We start from the raw sequence: 16,028 nt of genomic DNA on the forward strand, positions 1-16,028 counted from the left end.
CGCCTACTGGGAGTACGTCGAGAGGAACTTCTCGAGGCGTCCGACGGCGTCCTCGAGGTCCTCGACGCGCGGCAGGAAGACGAGCCGGAAGTGGTCGGGCGTCGCCCAGTTGAAGCCGGTGCCGTGCACGATGAGCATCTTCTGGTCGCGCAGCAGGTCGAGGGCGAAACGCTCGTCGTCGCGGATGTCGTGGACCTTGGGGTCGAGCCGCGGGAAGAGGTAGAGCGCCCCCTCGGGCTTGGTCACCGACACGCCCGGGATCTCGTTGAGCATCTCCCAGGCGACGTTGCGCTGCTCGAGCAGGCGGCCGCCGGGCAGGATCAGCTCGTTGATCGACTGGTAGCCGCCGAGCGCCACCTGGATCGCGTGCTGCGCCGGGACGTTGGCGCACAGGCGCATGTTGGCGAGGATGTCGAGGCCCTCGAGGTAGTTGCGCGCGTGCTCCTTGGGCCCGGTGATGACGAGCCAGCCCGACCGGAATCCGGCGACGCGGTAGGCCTTGGAGAGGCCGTTGAAGGTCAGGCAGAGCAGGTCGGGCGCGAGGGCCGCGATCGAGGTGTGCGTCGCGCCGTCGTAGAGGATCTTGTCGTAGATCTCGTCCGCCATGATGATCAGCTCGTGCTCGCGGGCGAGCTGCGCGATGGCCTCGAGGACGTCGCGCGGGTAGACGGCGCCCGTCGGGTTGTTGGGGTTGATGACGACGATCGCGCGCGTGCGGTCGGTGATCTTGCTGCGGATGTCGTCGAGGTCGGGCGCCCACCCGGCCTGCTCGTCGCAGACGTAGTGGACGGCGTTGCCGCCGGCGAGGCTCGCGGCCGCGGTCCACAGCGGGTAGTCGGGGGCCGGGATCAGCACCTCGTCGCCGTTGTCGAGCAGGCCCTGCATCGCCATGACGATGAGCTCGCTGACCCCGTTGCCGAGGTAGATGTCCTCGACGCCGACCGGCGGGAAGTCGCGGACCTCGTAGTGCTGCTTGACGGCGCGGCGGGCCGAGAGGATGCCCTTGCTGTCGCTGTAGCCCTGCGCCGTCGGCAGCTCCTGGATCACGTCGACGAGGATGTCCTCCGGCGCCTCGAAGCCGAACGGTGCCGGGTTGCCGATGTTGAGCTTGAGGATGCGGTGCCCCTCGTCCTCGAGCCGCTTGGCCTCGGCCAGCACGGGACCACGGATCTCGTAACAGACGTTCTGCAGCTTCTTGCTCTGGGTCACCGCGCGCATGTGGACCAGCGTCCCACCGCCGCATGCCGTCGGCCGCGTCATTCCCACCATGTGACCCGTGCGGTGGATCACGCATCGGTCACGGTCCGTCGTGGGAGGCGTGTGACGACGCGGCCACTCGAGTGTGACTGGGCGCTCACTCGAGTGGGGCGGGGCGCTCACTCGAGTGGGGCGGCGGTCTGGCGGTCAGCGCAGGAGGCAGCCGAAGCCACCGGCCGGGCTCGTCGCCGTGAGCGACTCGACGAGCGAGGACTCGGTCGCCGCGACCACGTCGATGGTCAGCGTGTGCCCCGACGCGCTGCGCGTCAGGTGGGCGAACGTCGGCGGGGCGGCCGGCCGGATGGTCCAGCCCGACTGCTCGAGGTAGCCGACGAGCTCGGCGGCCTGCGGCCCGGTCGAGGGCGGGTAGGTGCGGGTGATGCGCCCGTCGACGCCCTCGCGGCACGGCGGCAGCTCGCTGTGCCCGAGCGGAACGATGGAGCGGTCGAGCACGTCGACCTCGCGCGCGAGCGACTCGTAGGCGGTGACGTCGTCGGCGTGGACGCGGCTCGACCAGGCCCAGCCACCGAAGGCGACGAGGCCGACGAGGAGCACGCCGAGGACGATGGCCGCCGGGCCCGGACGCCGTCGCCCCCGTGCGGCCCGCGCCGGGTCAGCGCCGTCAGGGGCGCCGTCAGGGGCGCCGATGGGGGCCTCGTCGACGAAGCCGGAGTCACTCACCGGGACAGTGTCCGGCACCGGGCCCGGTGCCGTCAGGGACCCCGGCAACTGTCGCCGATCCGTGACCCGGCGACCTCAGCGTCGCACGAGGGGCCGGTCGAGGTCGAGCAGGTGGCGCCAGTCGGTGCGGCGGGCGGTGCGCAGGCCGCGCCGCAGCAGCAGCACGAGGACGACGAGCGCGACCGGGACGCCGACGGCCGTCGTCGTGAGGCCGAGGCTGTAGCCCTCGGGGAGCGTCGCGAAGCAGACGACCGAGGCGACGACGGCGAGGGGCCGTTCGAGCCGCTCCTGCCAGAGGACTCCGAGCGACACCGCGAAGAACGGGAGTGCCCAGAGGTAGTACCAGCCGAGGAAGACCGGGGCGAGCACGACGACGGCGAGCATGGCCCAGGCGATGCCGCGCACCGGTCGCAGGAGCGGCTCGGCCGCGGCATCCTCCGCAGCCAGGCCGCGGGTGTCCGCGGGCTTGAGCGCCGCGAGCCAGACGAGCGCGAGGAGCAGGGCCAGCACGACGAGTCCCACGGCCCGCGCGACCGCGATGCCCGTGTCGCGCCACGCGTCGTGGCCGAGCAGGTGCCCCACGGCACCGACGGCGATACCGATCGAGGTCGGCAGGGAGGTCCACTGCTCGTTCTTGCCCGGGGTCCCCGTCGGGTTGAGCCACGAGAACCCGAGCCCGGTCACGACGCCGCCGAGCGCCAGGGGGACACCCGAGCACAGCACCGTCAGGGCGCCCGCGCGCACGATGTCACCCCAGCGGGCGTATGCCGTGCCGTCCGTCCCCGGGGCACGTGCGGTCGCGACGTGGCGGGCCCAGAGGATGACGACGAACGGCAGCGCGATGACGGCGGTGACCTTGACCATGGCCCCGAGCGCGACGACGACGCAGGCGAGGACGAACCGCCCGCGCAGCGCCAGGGCGAGTCCGCCGAGCGCCGCGGCCACCATGAGGGCGTCGTTGTGGGCTCCTCCGACGAAGTGCGCGCCGACGAGCGGCACCGCGACGCCGAGCCAGAGCGCCCGGACCGGTGACCAGCCGATCCGGCGGGCGACGTCGGGCACGGCCCAGGCCATGACGACGACCCCGGCCACGGCGAGCAGGCGGAGCAGCAGGAGGGCGACCCACAGCTCACCCGAGACCGACGCGACGGCCCGGGCGAGGAGCAGCCAGACGGGTCCGTACGGTGTCGGGCTGTCGAGCCAGGTCGGCGCCGTCGAGGCGCGCCACGGCGAGTCGAGCTCACGGACGACGTGGTCGTAGGGGCTGAGGCCCTGGTCCCAGAGCAGACCCTGGGCGGCGTAGGAGTAGAGGTCGCGGCTGTAGAGCGGCATCGCGCCGACGAGCGGCGCGAACCACAGGGCGATCGTCACCCACCACCAGCGCACCGACACGTCGGCGTCACGGAGTCGCCACCAGGCGAGGACGAGCAGGCCCATCGCGAGGACCGCGACGGTGGCGAGCAGGGGTGAGCCACCCTTCGGCGTCCACCAGGCGACGCCCGGCCAGAGCACCCCGGTGTTGAGCCGCGGCAGGGCACCCGAGCCCCACGAGGCGACCGCGAGCACGACGCCGGCGACGGCACCGGCCCAGCGCCACCGGCCGGGGGCGGGGGCAGGCCGCGCCTCAGCCATGCGTGACCGGTTCGTCACCCCACGCGAGCAGGCGCCACCCGGCCTCGGGGTCACCCTCCATCGTCACGACGTGCGCGTTGTCGAGCCTGCGACCGTCGAAGAAGTCGGCCGGCAGGCTGAGCGCGGCCGAGCACCACACGCGCATGGCGGCCCCGTGGCTCACGGCGAGGGCGGACTCGTGGCCGTCGGCGGCGATGCGCGCGATCGCCGCGTCGTAGCGCTCCATGAAGCCGGCACCGCTGTCGCCGCCGGGGATCGTGTGGTCGGGCTCGTCGCGCCAGCGGATGACCGCGTCGATGTAGGGCTGCCACTCGGTCGACATCTCGTAGTCGCCGGCCTGGATCTCGCGCAGCCCGGGCAGCACGACCATCTCGAGACCGAGCATCTCGGCGAGCGGCGCCGCGGTCTGCTGGGTGCGCACGAGGTCCGAGGTGTAGATCGCGCCGAGGTCCTCGCCGCCGAGGCGATCGGCGAGGGCCCGCGCCTGAGCCCGGCCCTCGTCGGTGAGGTCGAGGCCGGGGACGGCCGTGTCGAGCTGACGGGCGACGTTGGCGTGGGTCTGGCCGTGCCGCACGAGGTAGAGCCGCACGTCAGAGGCCCTTCACGGTGACGCCGCTCAGGCACTCGACGCCCTTGCTCGGCCCGGTGTGGAAGTCCTTGATGGAGACCGGCGCGGTCGCCCCGGCGGCGAGCGTGACGTCGACCTCCTTGCTGGCGACGTCGGAGCCGTCGGAGCTCTTGACGATGAAGACCGCCACGGTGAACGTGTGCTCCTGCGTGTCGGAGTTGGTGAGGGTGCCGGTGAAGCTCCACGACTCACCCGAGGGCGCACACGTCGCGCCCGTGAGGCTCGAGGCCGCGTCGAAGAGGCCACCGTCGCCGGGGTCGGTCGTGTCGACCGGGTCGGGCACGTCGTCGCTCGGGGTCTCGGCCGTGATGGTCGGCTGCACGGGGACGCTCACCGTCGGGGCCACGGAGTCGTCCGGCGACGACGGCGCGGGCTGGCCGCACCCCGCGAGCGCGAGCACGAGCGAGGTGGACAGGCCCAGCGCGACGGTCGGGACGGCATGCGCCCGGGGTGTGCGGATGACCCGCGTGGCTGTGCGGGGTCGGCCTGGCATGGGCACGTGCGGCCCCTTCCTGTCGGCAGGTGTGCGCGGCCCATTGTGCCCCGCGAGTCGTCAGGGCAGCGTCAGCCGGGCCGCGACGGCCGCGGCGACCACGACCAGACCGGCGCCGACGGCCAGCGTGTCGGCCGGACGCCACGGCGCTGGACCCGCCCACGTGCGCCGGCGGGCCTCGGCGAAGCCCCGGGCGTCCATCGCGAGCGCGAGCGTCGAGGCCTGCCCGAGCGCGCCGATGAGGAGCCCACCGGTGACGACGACCGCCTCGCGGCCACGGGCCAGGGCCCCGCGGTCGGCCCGGATGCCGCGCACCCGGCGGGTCGTCATGAGCTCGCCCCACAGGGTGTCGAAGGACTGGAGCCGCTGGAGCGCCGCCGTCGCGGCGACGACGGGCCGGGCCGGGAGACGGAGCCGCTGCGCGAGGTGGTCGCCGAGACCCTCCGGGTCGATGAAGCCGACGACGAACGCGGAGGGCACGAGCAGGCAGAGGACGCGCAGGGCAGCCGCCGCGGCGACCTCGAGGTCCCGGCCGCCGAGGAGCCACGCCGACCAGGCGACCCCGACGACGGCGAGCGCGGCAGGGGCGAGGCGCGCGAGGACGCCTCGGAGGCGTCCCTCCGGCGCACGGCCCCGGCCCGGGGCGAGGAGGCCGACGAGGCCGAGGACGACCTCGACGGCGAGGACGGCGAGTCCCTGGCGCCACGTCTCGAGCAGCGCGGGCAGGGGCAGGACGCACAGCGCCGCCCCGAGCAGGGCCAGGGGCCCGACCCGGGAGAGCAGCGGGTGCCGCTCGGGCTCCGGGTCGGGGGGTGGCTGGGTGGGTGCGGCGAGCCGGACGACGCCGTCGGCGTCGTCGATGACGCCGGGGTCGTGGGTCGTGACGACGACGGCGGCGCCCTCGTCGCGGGCCGCGGCGAGCACGCCGGACACGGCGGCCCACGTGAGCCGGTCCTGCCCGACCGTCGGCTCGTCGGCGAGGAGGAGGGCCGGACCGTGCGCGACGGCGGACGCCATGGCCAGGCGACGCTGCTCGCCGCCGGAGAGCTGGCGCGGGTCGGCCTGCGCGAGGTGCGCGAGCCCGAGCGCCGCGAGCAGCGCGTCGGCCCGCCGGCCGGCGGCCTCGGGCTCCTGCCCGAGCACGAGCGGGGTGGTGAGCACGTCGTCGCGCACCGTGCGGCCGACGATCGAGGTCGCCGCGCGTTGCGGCACCCAGGCGACGACGCGCGCGAGGTCGAGCGAGGACCACTCGTGCGGGGGCGCGAGCCGGTCCCGCGCGGCGGCGCCGTGGCCGGTCTCGGCCGGGGTGAGCGGCAGCGCGAGGTCGACGGAGCCGCGCGACGGCTCGACGAGCCCGCCGAGGGCGGCCATGAGCGAGGACTTGCCGGCGCCGCTCGGGCCGACGAGGGCCAGGGACCGACCGGCCCGAGCCTCGAGGTCGGCGCCGTCGACGGCGAGCGTCATGCGGGATCGCTCCCCCAGTCGCCGGCTCCGGTGCTCGACCCGGACGTCGGAGGCCGCGGCGACGACGCGACCCTGGGGCACGCGCCCGGCTGCCGGGTGCGGCGCCGGCTCGAGGTCGAGGGGCAGCGGCTCGGGGTCAGGCACCCCGGGGACCCAGATGCCCTGCGCCGCAAGCGATTCACCGTGGGCGGTCAGGACCGCGTGTGGCTTGCCGTCGGCCACGACCGAGCCGGTCGCGTCGAGGACGACGAGCCGGTCGACGAGGTCGAGCCACCCGTCGAGGCGGTGCTCGACGACGACGAAGGTGAGTCCGCGCCGCTCGACGACGTCGACCACGACGGCCCGCACGTCCGCAGCCGTGTCGGCGTCGAGCATGGCCGTCGGCTCGTCGAGCAGGAGCACCGAGGGCTCCATGACGAGGGCCCCGGCGAGCGCGAGCCGCTGGGACTCGCCCCCGCTCAGGGTCGACGGCGCACTCTCGGGCGACATCGTCAGCCCGACCTCGCGCAGTGCCGCCGCGACGCGGGACGGCATCCCGTCCCGCGGCAGCACGACGTTCTCGAGGCCGAAGGCGACGTCACGACCGATGCTCGAGGCGACGGTGCCCGCACCCGGGTCCTGCAGGACGAGGCCCACCGAACCCGGAACCTCCTGTGGCGCATGGCCGCCCACGGTGACCGTGCCCGAGAGCTCGCCGGCGTCCGCGGTGAGCAGCAGCCCGGCGACGCCCCGGAGCAGGGTCGACTTGCCCGACCCGCTCGGCCCGGCGAGCAGCACGCGCTCGCCGGGCTCGAGGGTGAGGTCGAGGCCGTCGAGGACCGGTCGGGAGCGCCCGAAGGGTCTCCACGTCAGGTCCTCCACGCGCACGCCGACGCCCGAGGACACCGACGGCGACCGCGCGTCGAGGTGTTCGGCTTCTCGTGCCACCGGCGCCTCCATCCCCGACGGGTCAGACGGCCCGCTGCTCCCGGACCTCCTGGCCCGGCGGGAACGGGTTGAGCGCACCCGCGGCCGCGAGGAGGCGCGTCAGGCCGACGGCGAGGAGCGAGCCGAGGACGGCGACGGACGCACCGAGCAGGAGCAGGTAGGAGAGCTTGTAGCCCCAGCCCCAGTCGGTCCAGTAGGAGTACCACTCGTAGACGGCCTCGAACGCGCCGCCGAGGAAGCCACCGAGCAGCAGCGGCGCCCAGCTGTAGACGGCATACGCGAAGACGGCGAAGCCGAGCTCGACGCCGAGGCCCTGCACGAGGCCCGACACGAGCGTGGTCAGGCCCCACTGCGTGCCGATGAGCGCCGACACGACGGCCGCGAGGAGCTCGGTGAAGACGGCCGCGCCGGGGCGCCGGATGATGAGCATGCCGACGATGCCGGCGACGAGCCAGGGCCAGTTGAAGAGGGCGCCGAGGGGCGGGAAGGCCGCCGACACGGCGTTCGACGGGACGGCGTAGACGAGCCCCCAGGCCCAGTACGCGACGCCGAAGGCGACGCCGAGGAAGGCGCAGGTGAGCAGGTCGATGGTGCGCCAGCGGGTCAGGGGACCGCTCGCGGTGATGGTCGTGGACATGGTGTGTCTCCCGGGTTCCAGTGGATACGTGTGGATACCTGGGGGAAGCCAGCCGGACGGCACGCGTCGATGACGTGTGCCGTGCGGTGGCCTGAGAAATACCGACTTCCTTCGCCGGTGCTAACCGGAGCAGGTTCGAGGGTCTGCGGCTCGGCCCTTCGGGCTGCCGCACTCTCAGCGCGTGACGCGCTCCCCTGTCGTGATGGGTGGGTGGTGCTCTTCAGTTGTCGGGGTGACTCTACTCCGCAGCACGTGGGTACAGTCACGGCATGGGATCCAAGGACTCGAAGAAGGCCACCAAGGCGCTCGGCAGGGCGAAGGCCAAGGCCGAGGACGCCGCCACACCCCGCACGCCGCTCGGCGGGCCGGTGTGGAAGATCCTCAGCGTCGGCTCGACGATCCTCGCCACGAAGATCGCGACGGACGCGACGCAGAAGGGCTGGAAGCTCGCGACCGGCCGCAACGTGCCCGTCAAGGGTGACTTCGAGCGCGAGCGCACCCGCGACGTCATCCTCTTCACAGCGCTCTCGTCGATGGCCGTGGCCACGGCTCGGGTCGCCGTCGAGCGCGGTGCCGCGAGCTACTACCGCCGCTCGACCGGTCACCTGCCCAAGGCTCTCGAGGACGAGAAGGTGTCGCCCACCGACAAGAAGGCCTCGAAGAAGGTCGCCAAGGGCAAGGCCAAGGCCGAGCGCGCCACGAAGAAGGCCATCGACAAGGCCACCGGCGGCCGCTGACCCCCGAGGCGACGTCCCTCAGGCGTCGCCGACGCGGACGAGCCCCGTCTCGTACGCCAGCACGACCATCTGCACCCGGTCGCGCAGTCCCAGCTTGGCGAGGATGCGCCCGATGTGGGTCTTGACGGTCGCCTCGGCGACGAAGAACGTCGCGGCGATCTCGGTGTTGTTCAGGCCCTTGCCGACCGCCTCTAGCACCTCGCGCTCTCGCTCGGTCAGCACGTCGAGCCGCTCGAGGCCGGACGGCTGTGCCGGGCTCGCGAGGACCGGCAGGAAGCGGTCGAGCAGCCGCCGGGTCGGGCCCGGGGCGACGACGGCGTCGCCGGTGTGGACGGCCCGGATCGCCGAGAGCAGCTCCGACGGGCCGGCGTCCTTGAGCAGGAAGCCGGCCGCCCCCGCCCGCAGCGCCGCGTAGACGTACTCGTCGAGGTCGAAGGTCGTCAGGACGAGCACCTTGGGGGTGTCGCCGCGCTCGACGACCCGGCGCGTCGCCTCGATGCCGTCGAGCCGCGGCATCCGGATGTCCATGAGCACGACGTCGACGTCGCGGCCGGGCAGCGCGTCGAGGGCGGCCAGCCCGTCGGCGCACTCCGCGACGACGTCGATGTCGGGCTCGGCGTCGAGGACCATGCGGAAGCCGGCCCGCACGAGGGCCTGGTCGTCGACGATCATGACCCGGGTCGGCCGGTCGGTCATCGCTGCCCCTCCGTCGGCATCGTCGCGAGCACCTCGAAGCCGCCTCCTGCACGCGGCCCGGCCGTCAGCGTGCCACCGTGCACGGCGACCCGCTCGCGCATGCCCGGCAACCCGTGGCCGCGCCCGTCGTCGACGCTGCGCGCACCGACCCCGTCGTCGCACACCGAGATCCGCAGCACCTCGTCGGTCTGCTCGACGTCGACGACGGCGCCCGCGGCCGGACCGGCGTGCTTGATGACGTTGGTCAGCGCCTCCTGGACGACGCGGTATGCCGCGAGGTCGAGCCCCACGGGCCGGGCGCGCTCGGTGCCGCGGACCGTCAGCGTCACCGGGACCCCGGCCGCGCGGACTCCTGCGACGAGGTCGTCGAGCTGGGCGACCCCACCCGTCGGTGCGAGCTCGACGCCCGACTCCGGGTCGCGCAGCACGCCCACGAGACGGCGGGTCTCGGTGAGGGCGTCCCGGGCCGTCGACCCGATGGTCTCGAGCGCGCCCACCGACCGGGCGAGCGCGCCCTCGGGACTGCGCTCGGCGGCATACGCGGCGCCGTCGGCCTGGACGACGATGACCGACAGCGCGTGAGCCACGACGTCGTGCATCTCGCGGGCGATGGCCGCGCGCTCCTGCTGGGCGGCCAGCCGGAGGGCCTGCTCGCGCTCGCGCTCGACCCGCTCGGCGCGGTCCTGGAGGTCGGCGAGGCGCTGGAGGCGAGCGCGCTTGAGGTCGCCGAGCGCCCACGCCGCGAGGGAGGCCGCGGCGCACGCGACGAAGGTGAAGATGAACTCGCCGGGACCGGGCACGCGGCCGCTGACGGCGGTGAACCGTGCACCGGCGATGGCCGACCCGAGCGCCGCGACGCCGAGACCGGCGAGGCGCACGGCGCGGCGACGGTCGTAGGCGGCGAGCGAGTAGAGCGCGACGAGGAAGGCGATGTCGCCGGGCAGCAGGCTGCTCGTCGGGACGACCCGGATCGCGAGCGCGATGCTGACGACCGCGAACGCCGTGGCCGGGTGCGAACGCCTCCAGATGAGGGCGAGGTCGGCGAGGCCCACGACCGCCCAGCCGATGCCCTGACCCTCGCCGAGCACGACGAGCCCGAGGAGCGCGAGGAAGACCGCGAGCGGGACGTCGAGGAGCAGCGGCCGGCGCTGCAGCCAGTCGTAGACGCTCCCCTCGCTCACGTCCCGAAGCCTACGAGGACGACGGGGTCGGGTCGTCAGACCGTGGTCGCAGATGCCGGCACCGAAACGCGCGCACGGACGGCTCGGTGTCTCCATCGTCACGCCCCGAACCCGGGTCGTCGGCTCCGGGCCGGGAGGACGATGGAGGTGGACCCGAGGAGGGGCCATGGGCAGTCACGGGAGACCCGAGCGGCACGGACCGGCGCCGGCACTGACGTTCCTCGGCGCGGCCGGGACCGTCACCGGCAGCAAGTTCCTCGTCGAGGGTCAGGGCGCGAGACTCATGGTCGACTGCGGCCTCTACCAGGGCGAGCGGCGCTGGCGGTCGCTCAACTGGGAGCCGCCTCCCGTCGACCCGGCCTCGGTCGACGCCGTGGCCCTGACCCACGCCCACCTCGACCACTGCGGCTACCTGCCGGCGCTCGTCCGGGGCGGCTTCGATGGGCCGGTGCACGCGACGTCCGGGACCGCGGCGCTCGCGGCCGTCATCCTGCGCGACAGCGCGCACCTGCAGGAGGAGGAGGCCGAGGGCGCCCGACGGGGAGGCTGGTCGCGGCACGACCCGCCGCTGCCGCTCTACACCGTCGACGACGCCGACGTGGCCGTCGCGGCACTGCGCCCCGTCAGCGACGACGCAGCAGTACGCGTGGGCGGCTCGAACGGGGCGACCGTGACCTTCGTGCCCGCCGGCCACATCCTCGGCAGCTCGAGCGTGCTCGTCGAGGTCGACGGGGCGAGCGTCCTCTTCTCCGGTGACCTCGGGCGGCCGGACCACCCGGTGCTGCTGCCCCGGGCCCGACCGCCGGCTGCCCGCACCGTCGTCGTCGAGTCGACGTACGGCGACCGCGGACACCCCGACGTCGACCCCGAGCACCACGTCATGGCCGACGCGATCCGGCGCACGATCAGGAGAGGCGGCAGTGTCGTCGTGCCGGCCTTCGCCGTCGACCGCACCGAGATCGTCCTGCTCGCCATCGCCGACCTCGTCGCGAGTGGTGCGATTCCCGACGTGCCGGTGTGGGTCGACAGCCCGATGGCCCTCGCGGCCCTCGACATCTACCGCGACCCGACCCACGCAGCGGAGGTGCGACCGGGCGCCCTCGACCGGCTGCGCCGCCTGTCCGGTCTGCGGACCGCGCACAGCGCCGAGGAGTCGATCCGGCTCAACACCCCGGGCACCCCCTGCATCATCGTGTCGGCCTCCGGCATGGCGACCGGCGGACGCGTCGTGCACCACCTGCGCCACCTGCTGCCCCAGTCGCGCAACACCGTGCTGCTCACCGGCTACCAGGCCATCGGCACCCGAGGCCGCGACCTGCAAGAGGGGGCGCGCGAGCTGAAGATGGCCGGGCGCTACGTGCCGGTCCGAGCCGAGGTCGTCACCCTCGACGACTTCTCGGTGCACGCGGACGCCGACGAGCTGCTCACCTGGATCGGCGAGATGCCACACCCTCCGGAGAGCGTCCACGTCGTCCACGGGGAGCCCGCGGCCGCGCGGGCGCTGGCGGACGGCATACGCGAGCGGTTCGACTGTGCTGTCTCGGTGCCGCGCCTCGGCGAGCGCGTCCTGCTCGACTGAGGTCTCGTCGGTCACTCGGCCCGCGAAGTCCTTCCCGCCGGGGCGAAGAGGTGGTGTCCTTGGAGGACAGCCCAGCGCGAGGAGGAGTGCCATGGAGGCACGGGTCGGTGACCGCATCACGATGGCCGCGGAGCACGTCGGTCAGAGCACGCGCGAAGGGACCATCCTGGAGGTGAAGGGTGAGGGCGGCGGCCCGCCCTACGTCGTCGAGTGGTCCGACGGGCACACCGGGATCATCCATCCCGGGCCCGGTTCGGTGCTGCGCTGCGAGCACCCCGCCGACGACGCCGCCGGCTCCTAGAGGTCGAGCGCTCGCACGATCGGCACCCCGGCCCGGTAGGCCAGGTGCAGGTGGCTCGGCGCGTCGATGACGGCCACCTCGGCCGGCTGCCCCGGGGCGATCCGACGGTCGAGGCCGAGCGATCGCGCCGAGACGGCCGTCGCGGCGTACAGCGCCTCGGCGGGCGTCATCCCCATCTCGCGCACCGCGAGGGCGATGGCGAAGGGGATCGACGACGAGTAGCACGTGCCGGGGTTGCAGTCGGAGGCGAGCGCCACGTCCACACCGGCGTCGATGAGGGCCCGCCCTTCGGGGTAGGGCGAGCGCGTCGAGAACTCGACGCCCGGCAGCAGGGTCGCGACGGTCGTGCCCCGGGCGGCGGCCAGCGCCTCGACGTCGGCGTCGTCGAGGAACGTGCAGTGGTCGACGCTGCGCGCGCCGAGCTCGCAGGCCAGGCGGACGCCCGGGCCGGGGCCGAGCTGGTTGCCGTGGACGCGGAGGGCGAGTCCGGCCGCGCGGCCCGCCTCGAGGATCGTGCGCGCCTCGTCGCCGTCGAAGGCGTGGGCCGAGTGCGGCTCGCAGAAGACGTCGATGCTCTCCGCGAGGCTCGTCGGCCCGTCCGCGGTGACCGCGTCGAGCATCGGGCCCGTGACGAGGTCGACGTAGGCCGCCCGGTCCGACGCGTACTCGGGCGGCACGACGTGCGCGCCGAGGAAGGTCGTGTGCGGGGTGACCTCACGGGCGATGCGGAGGCTGCGCAGCTCGTCGTCGAGGGTCAGGCCGTAGCCGCTCTTGATCTCGACGGTCGTCGTGCCCTGGGCGCGCATCTCGGCGACCCGGGCCGCGACGAGGGCTCGCAGCTCGTCGTCGCTCGCGGCCCGGGTGGCGGCGACCGAGACGGCGATGCCGCCACCGTCGTAGGGCGTGCCGGTCATGCGCGCCGCGAACTCCGCCGAGCGGTCACCGGCGAAGACGAGGTGCGTGTGCGAGTCGACGAAGCCGGGGATGACCGCGCGGCCGCCGAGGTCGCGGCGCGTGTCGGCGTCGGGGGCCTCGTCGGCCGGTCCGACCCACTCGACCAGGCCGTCGGCCGAGACGACGATGGCCGCGTCACGGACGACGCCGAGGAGGGCGTCTCCGCGGTCGGAGTGGCCGTCACCGCGGGCCGGGTCGTTCGTCGTCAGCTCCGCGATGCCCGTGAGGAGCAGGCTCACGCGTGCACCCCTCCGACGACCCCTCCCGCGACGCGGTCGATGGCGCCGACGAGCATCCGGCCGACGTCGCCCATCCGGTGGTGGCCGTCGCTGACGACGACGTCGCCACCGACGACGACGGTCGACACGTCGGACGCGACGCACGCGTAGATGATCTGGTCGTGCGCGGCGCCCGCGGTGTTGACCGTGTCGGTGCGCACCGTGACGAAGTCGGCGAGCGCCCCCTTGCTCAGGTGGCCGCCGTCGGACCAGCCGAGGGAGCGGTAGCCGTTGAAGGAGGCCGCGAGGAGCAGGTCGTTGGCCGAGAAGCGGTCGCGCTCGTTCGTGACGAGCCGCTCGTGCATCTCGAGCCCCCTCAGCTCCTCGAACGGGTCGATGACGACGTGCTGGTCGGAGCCCAGCGAGAGCGGGCTGCCGGCGTCGTGGAGCGCCCGTGCCGGGCCGATGCCGTCGGCGAGGTCGCGCTCGGTCGTGGGGCAGAAGCACGCACCCGTGCCGGTGCCGCCGAGCAGGTCGATGTCGCGGTCCTCGAGGTGCGTGGCGTGCACGGCCGTCGAGTGGGCACCGAGGGCGCCGGCCTCGTCGAGCAGCTGGGTCGGGCTGGCGCCGTAGAACATCTGGCAGGCAAGGTTCTCGCCGTGCTGCTCCGACAGGTGCACGTGCAGCGGCAGGTCGCCGACCGCCTCGACGACGCGCGGGAGGTCCTCGCGGCGCACCGCACGGACCGAGTGGATCGCCGCACCGAGCCGCACGCGGTCGGTCTCGGGGCGTCGCTCGGACATCCGGGACGCCCAGGCCTCGACAGTGCCGTCGCTGAACCGGCGCTGGCCCGGGTGCAGCTCGACGTGGCCACCGCCGTTGAGGCCGCCCTCGAGGTAGCACGTGTCGAGCAGCGTGAGCCGGATGCCGGCCTCGTCGGCGGCCTGACGCACCGCGAGCCCCATGGCGTTCGGGTCGCGGTAGGGATGACCGCCCGGCCGGTGGTGGACGTAGTGGAACTCCCCCACGACCGTGATCCCGGCCTGCACCATCTCGGCGAACACGGCCCGCGCGAGCGCGAAGTACGTGTCGGGGTTGAGCTGCTCCGCGGCGGCGTACATCTGCTCGCGCCAGCTCCAGAAGTTGCCGCCACCGCCGTTGACCCGGCCCCGGAGGGCGCGGTGGAAGGCGTGGCTGTGCGCGTTGGCCATGCCGGGCAGCGTCACGCCGGCGAGGCGGATGTCGTCGGGCTCGGGGTCAGCGTCGACGAGGACCTCCTTGAAGAGGCCGTCCTGGGTCACGAGGCGGACCCGTCGCGCGAATCCTCTTGTGAGCCAAGCACTCTCGCACCAGAACGCAGTCATCGGGCGTCGCTCATCGACTCGGGGTCCTTCCCTGTGCACAGCTCGGTCACGACGGCTGTCAGGGCCGTGACCCCATGGTGACAGTCATCCGTGCTCGCGAGCTCGGCGGGTGAGTGTGAAACTCCTGTGGGGTTGCGGACGAAGAGCATCGCGCTCGGCACGCCGTGCGTCGCGAGGATGCCCGCGTCGTGGCCGGCGCCCGTCCCGAGCAGGGGCGCGTCGGGGAGGATCCCGCGCAGCCTGCCGACGAGTCCGGTGTCGAAGGTGGTCGTCGGCGTCCACGACTCGGGGGTCGTCGTGGCGCCCAGACGGCCGGCCTCCGACGACACGGCATCGACCGCCGCGTGCACGACGTGCTCGCTGCGGCCACGGACGTCGAGCCAGGCCGTGACGTGGCTCGGGATCGCGTTGACGCCTCCCGGGACGACGTGGACCTTGCCCACCGTGGCGACGCAGCCGAGCCCGACGGCATACGACCGGGCTGCCTGGATGACCGTGGCGAGGCCGATCATCGCGTCCTGCCGATCGGCGATGCGCGTCGTGCCGGCGTGGTTGGCCTCGCCCGGGATGTCGACCCGCCAGCGGCCGTGCGGCCAGATGTCGGTGCCGATCGCGACGGCCCGGCCGGGGTCGGTGAGGTCCTCGCTGCCGTCGGGGGCGAGCGCGAGCGCCTTGCCCTGCTCGACGTGCAGCTCGACGAAGCGGCCGACGCGTCGCACGGTGTCGTCGTCGCGGCCGAGTGTCTCTGGGTCCCGGCCCGCGCTGCGCCAGGCCTCGGCCATCGACACCCCGTCGGCATCGGTCAGCGAGCGGGCCCGGTCGGCGTCGAGGGCCCCGGTGATGATGCGGGAGCCCGCGCACGCGATGCCGAAGCGGGACCCCTCCTCGTCGACGAAGTTGACGACACCGAGCGGCACGTCGGGCTCGAAACCGGCGTCGCGCAGCGCGTCGACGGTCGCGAGCGCGCTGACGACGCCGAGCGGGCCGTCGAACGCGCCGCCGTCGGGCACCGAGTCGAGGTGTGAGCCGATGACGACGCCGGGCGTCGTGTCGGGGTCGCCCCACCATCCCCACTGGTTGCCGGCCCGGTCCTCGACGAGGTCGAGGCCGCGGGCCGCGCACTCGGCGGCGAACCACTCCCGCAGGTCGTGGTCGGTCCGGGTCCACGCGTAGCGGCGGTAGCCACCCGAACCGGCGTCGCGACCGACGGGCTCGAGATCAGCCCAGATCCGGTCGAAGCTCGTCGTCGTCACCTCGATCACCACTCCTCGCAACGCCG

General features: G+C 73.9%; 15 protein-coding genes and 1 riboswitch. Of the genes, 3 read left to right on the plus strand and 12 right to left on the minus strand.

Annotated elements, in window-relative coordinates; genetic code table 11:
- Positions 1–3: 3 nt before the first annotated feature.
- The 7 genes from AB4Y83_RS10360 to AB4Y83_RS10390 all read right to left on the minus strand — a co-directional run bounded on the left by AB4Y83_RS10360 (position 4) and on the right by AB4Y83_RS10390 (position 7,719).
- Positions 4–1,218, minus strand: a complete 1,215-nt coding sequence (locus tag AB4Y83_RS10360) for a pyridoxal phosphate-dependent aminotransferase (protein WP_442296805.1) — start codon at positions 1,216–1,218, stop codon at positions 4–6.
- A gap of 186 nt (positions 1,219–1,404) precedes the next feature.
- Positions 1,405–1,938 (minus strand): hypothetical protein, encoded by a 534-nt coding sequence (locus AB4Y83_RS10365; RefSeq protein ID WP_442296806.1) that lies wholly within the window; start codon positions 1,936–1,938, stop codon positions 1,405–1,407.
- A gap of 75 nt (positions 1,939–2,013) precedes the next feature.
- Positions 2,014–3,570 (minus strand): polyprenol phosphomannose-dependent alpha 1,6 mannosyltransferase MptB, encoded by a 1,557-nt coding sequence (mptB, locus tag AB4Y83_RS10370; RefSeq protein WP_442296807.1) that lies wholly within the window; start codon positions 3,568–3,570, stop codon positions 2,014–2,016.
- A complete protein-coding gene (locus AB4Y83_RS10375; RefSeq protein WP_056822682.1) occupies positions 3,563–4,159 on the minus strand; it encodes a histidine phosphatase family protein in 597 nt (198 codons plus the stop codon). Before AB4Y83_RS10375 ends, mptB begins: the two co-directional genes overlap by 8 nt.
- Before the next feature lies 1 nt (position 4,160).
- Entirely contained in the window at positions 4,161–4,697 is a 537-nt protein-coding gene (locus tag AB4Y83_RS10380; protein ID WP_442276121.1) for a hypothetical protein, read from the minus strand.
- Between the two features lie 54 nt (positions 4,698–4,751).
- Positions 4,752–7,082, minus strand: a complete 2,331-nt coding sequence (locus AB4Y83_RS10385; RefSeq protein WP_442296808.1) for an ATP-binding cassette domain-containing protein — start codon at positions 7,080–7,082, stop codon at positions 4,752–4,754.
- A 22-nt stretch (positions 7,083–7,104) separates the two neighbouring features.
- Entirely contained in the window at positions 7,105–7,719 is a 615-nt protein-coding gene (locus AB4Y83_RS10390) for an ECF transporter S component (protein WP_056772225.1), read from the minus strand.
- An 89-nt stretch (positions 7,720–7,808) separates the two neighbouring features.
- Positions 7,809–7,925, minus strand: a riboswitch (TPP riboswitch).
- Between the two features lie 63 nt (positions 7,926–7,988).
- Here AB4Y83_RS10390 and AB4Y83_RS10395 point away from each other — a divergent pair.
- The gene (locus AB4Y83_RS10395) at positions 7,989–8,456 is read left to right on the plus strand and encodes a DUF4235 domain-containing protein (RefSeq protein ID WP_442276123.1); all 468 of its coding nucleotides are present in this window, start codon (positions 7,989–7,991) and stop codon (positions 8,454–8,456) included.
- Between the two features lie 18 nt (positions 8,457–8,474).
- Here AB4Y83_RS10395 and AB4Y83_RS10400 read toward each other — a convergent pair whose 3' ends face one another.
- Positions 8,475–9,152 carry a response regulator transcription factor gene (locus tag AB4Y83_RS10400; RefSeq protein WP_442296809.1) on the minus strand — a complete coding sequence of 226 codons (678 nt, stop codon included), beginning with the start codon at positions 9,150–9,152 and terminating at the stop codon, positions 8,475–8,477.
- Positions 9,149–10,333 carry a sensor histidine kinase gene (locus AB4Y83_RS10405; protein WP_442296810.1) on the minus strand — a complete coding sequence of 395 codons (1,185 nt, stop codon included), beginning with the start codon at positions 10,331–10,333 and terminating at the stop codon, positions 9,149–9,151. Before AB4Y83_RS10405 ends, AB4Y83_RS10400 begins: the two co-directional genes overlap by 4 nt.
- A gap of 166 nt (positions 10,334–10,499) precedes the next feature.
- Between AB4Y83_RS10405 and AB4Y83_RS10410 the strand changes: the two genes are divergently transcribed.
- Both AB4Y83_RS10410 and AB4Y83_RS10415 read left to right on the plus strand, forming a co-directional pair.
- On the plus strand, positions 10,500–11,912 hold the full coding sequence (locus AB4Y83_RS10410; RefSeq protein WP_442296811.1) for an MBL fold metallo-hydrolase RNA specificity domain-containing protein: 1,413 nt from the start codon (positions 10,500–10,502) through the stop codon (positions 11,910–11,912).
- A 91-nt stretch (positions 11,913–12,003) separates the two neighbouring features.
- Positions 12,004–12,213, plus strand: a complete 210-nt coding sequence (locus AB4Y83_RS10415; protein WP_056772237.1) for a DUF1918 domain-containing protein — start codon at positions 12,004–12,006, stop codon at positions 12,211–12,213.
- Here AB4Y83_RS10415 and hutI read toward each other — a convergent pair.
- Genes hutI through AB4Y83_RS10430 form a run of 3 tightly spaced genes read right to left on the minus strand, consistent with a single transcriptional unit; the run spans position 12,210 to position 16,011 of the window.
- Positions 12,210–13,406 carry an imidazolonepropionase gene (hutI, locus tag AB4Y83_RS10420; RefSeq protein ID WP_442296812.1) on the minus strand — a complete coding sequence of 399 codons (1,197 nt, stop codon included), beginning with the start codon at positions 13,404–13,406 and terminating at the stop codon, positions 12,210–12,212. The genes AB4Y83_RS10415 and hutI overlap by 4 nt on opposite strands.
- Positions 13,403–14,749, minus strand: a complete 1,347-nt coding sequence (locus AB4Y83_RS10425; protein WP_442296813.1) for a formimidoylglutamate deiminase — start codon at positions 14,747–14,749, stop codon at positions 13,403–13,405. Before AB4Y83_RS10425 ends, hutI begins: the two co-directional genes overlap by 4 nt.
- Positions 14,746–16,011 (minus strand): allantoate amidohydrolase, encoded by a 1,266-nt coding sequence (locus AB4Y83_RS10430; protein WP_442296814.1) that lies wholly within the window; start codon positions 16,009–16,011, stop codon positions 14,746–14,748. Before AB4Y83_RS10430 ends, AB4Y83_RS10425 begins: the two co-directional genes overlap by 4 nt.
- Positions 16,012–16,028 lie beyond the last annotated feature (17 nt).

The sequence above is a fragment of the Terrabacter sp. RAF57 genome (assembly GCF_052113925.1).
In the GTDB taxonomy this organism is placed as follows: Bacteria; Actinomycetota; Actinomycetes; order Actinomycetales; family Dermatophilaceae; genus Terrabacter.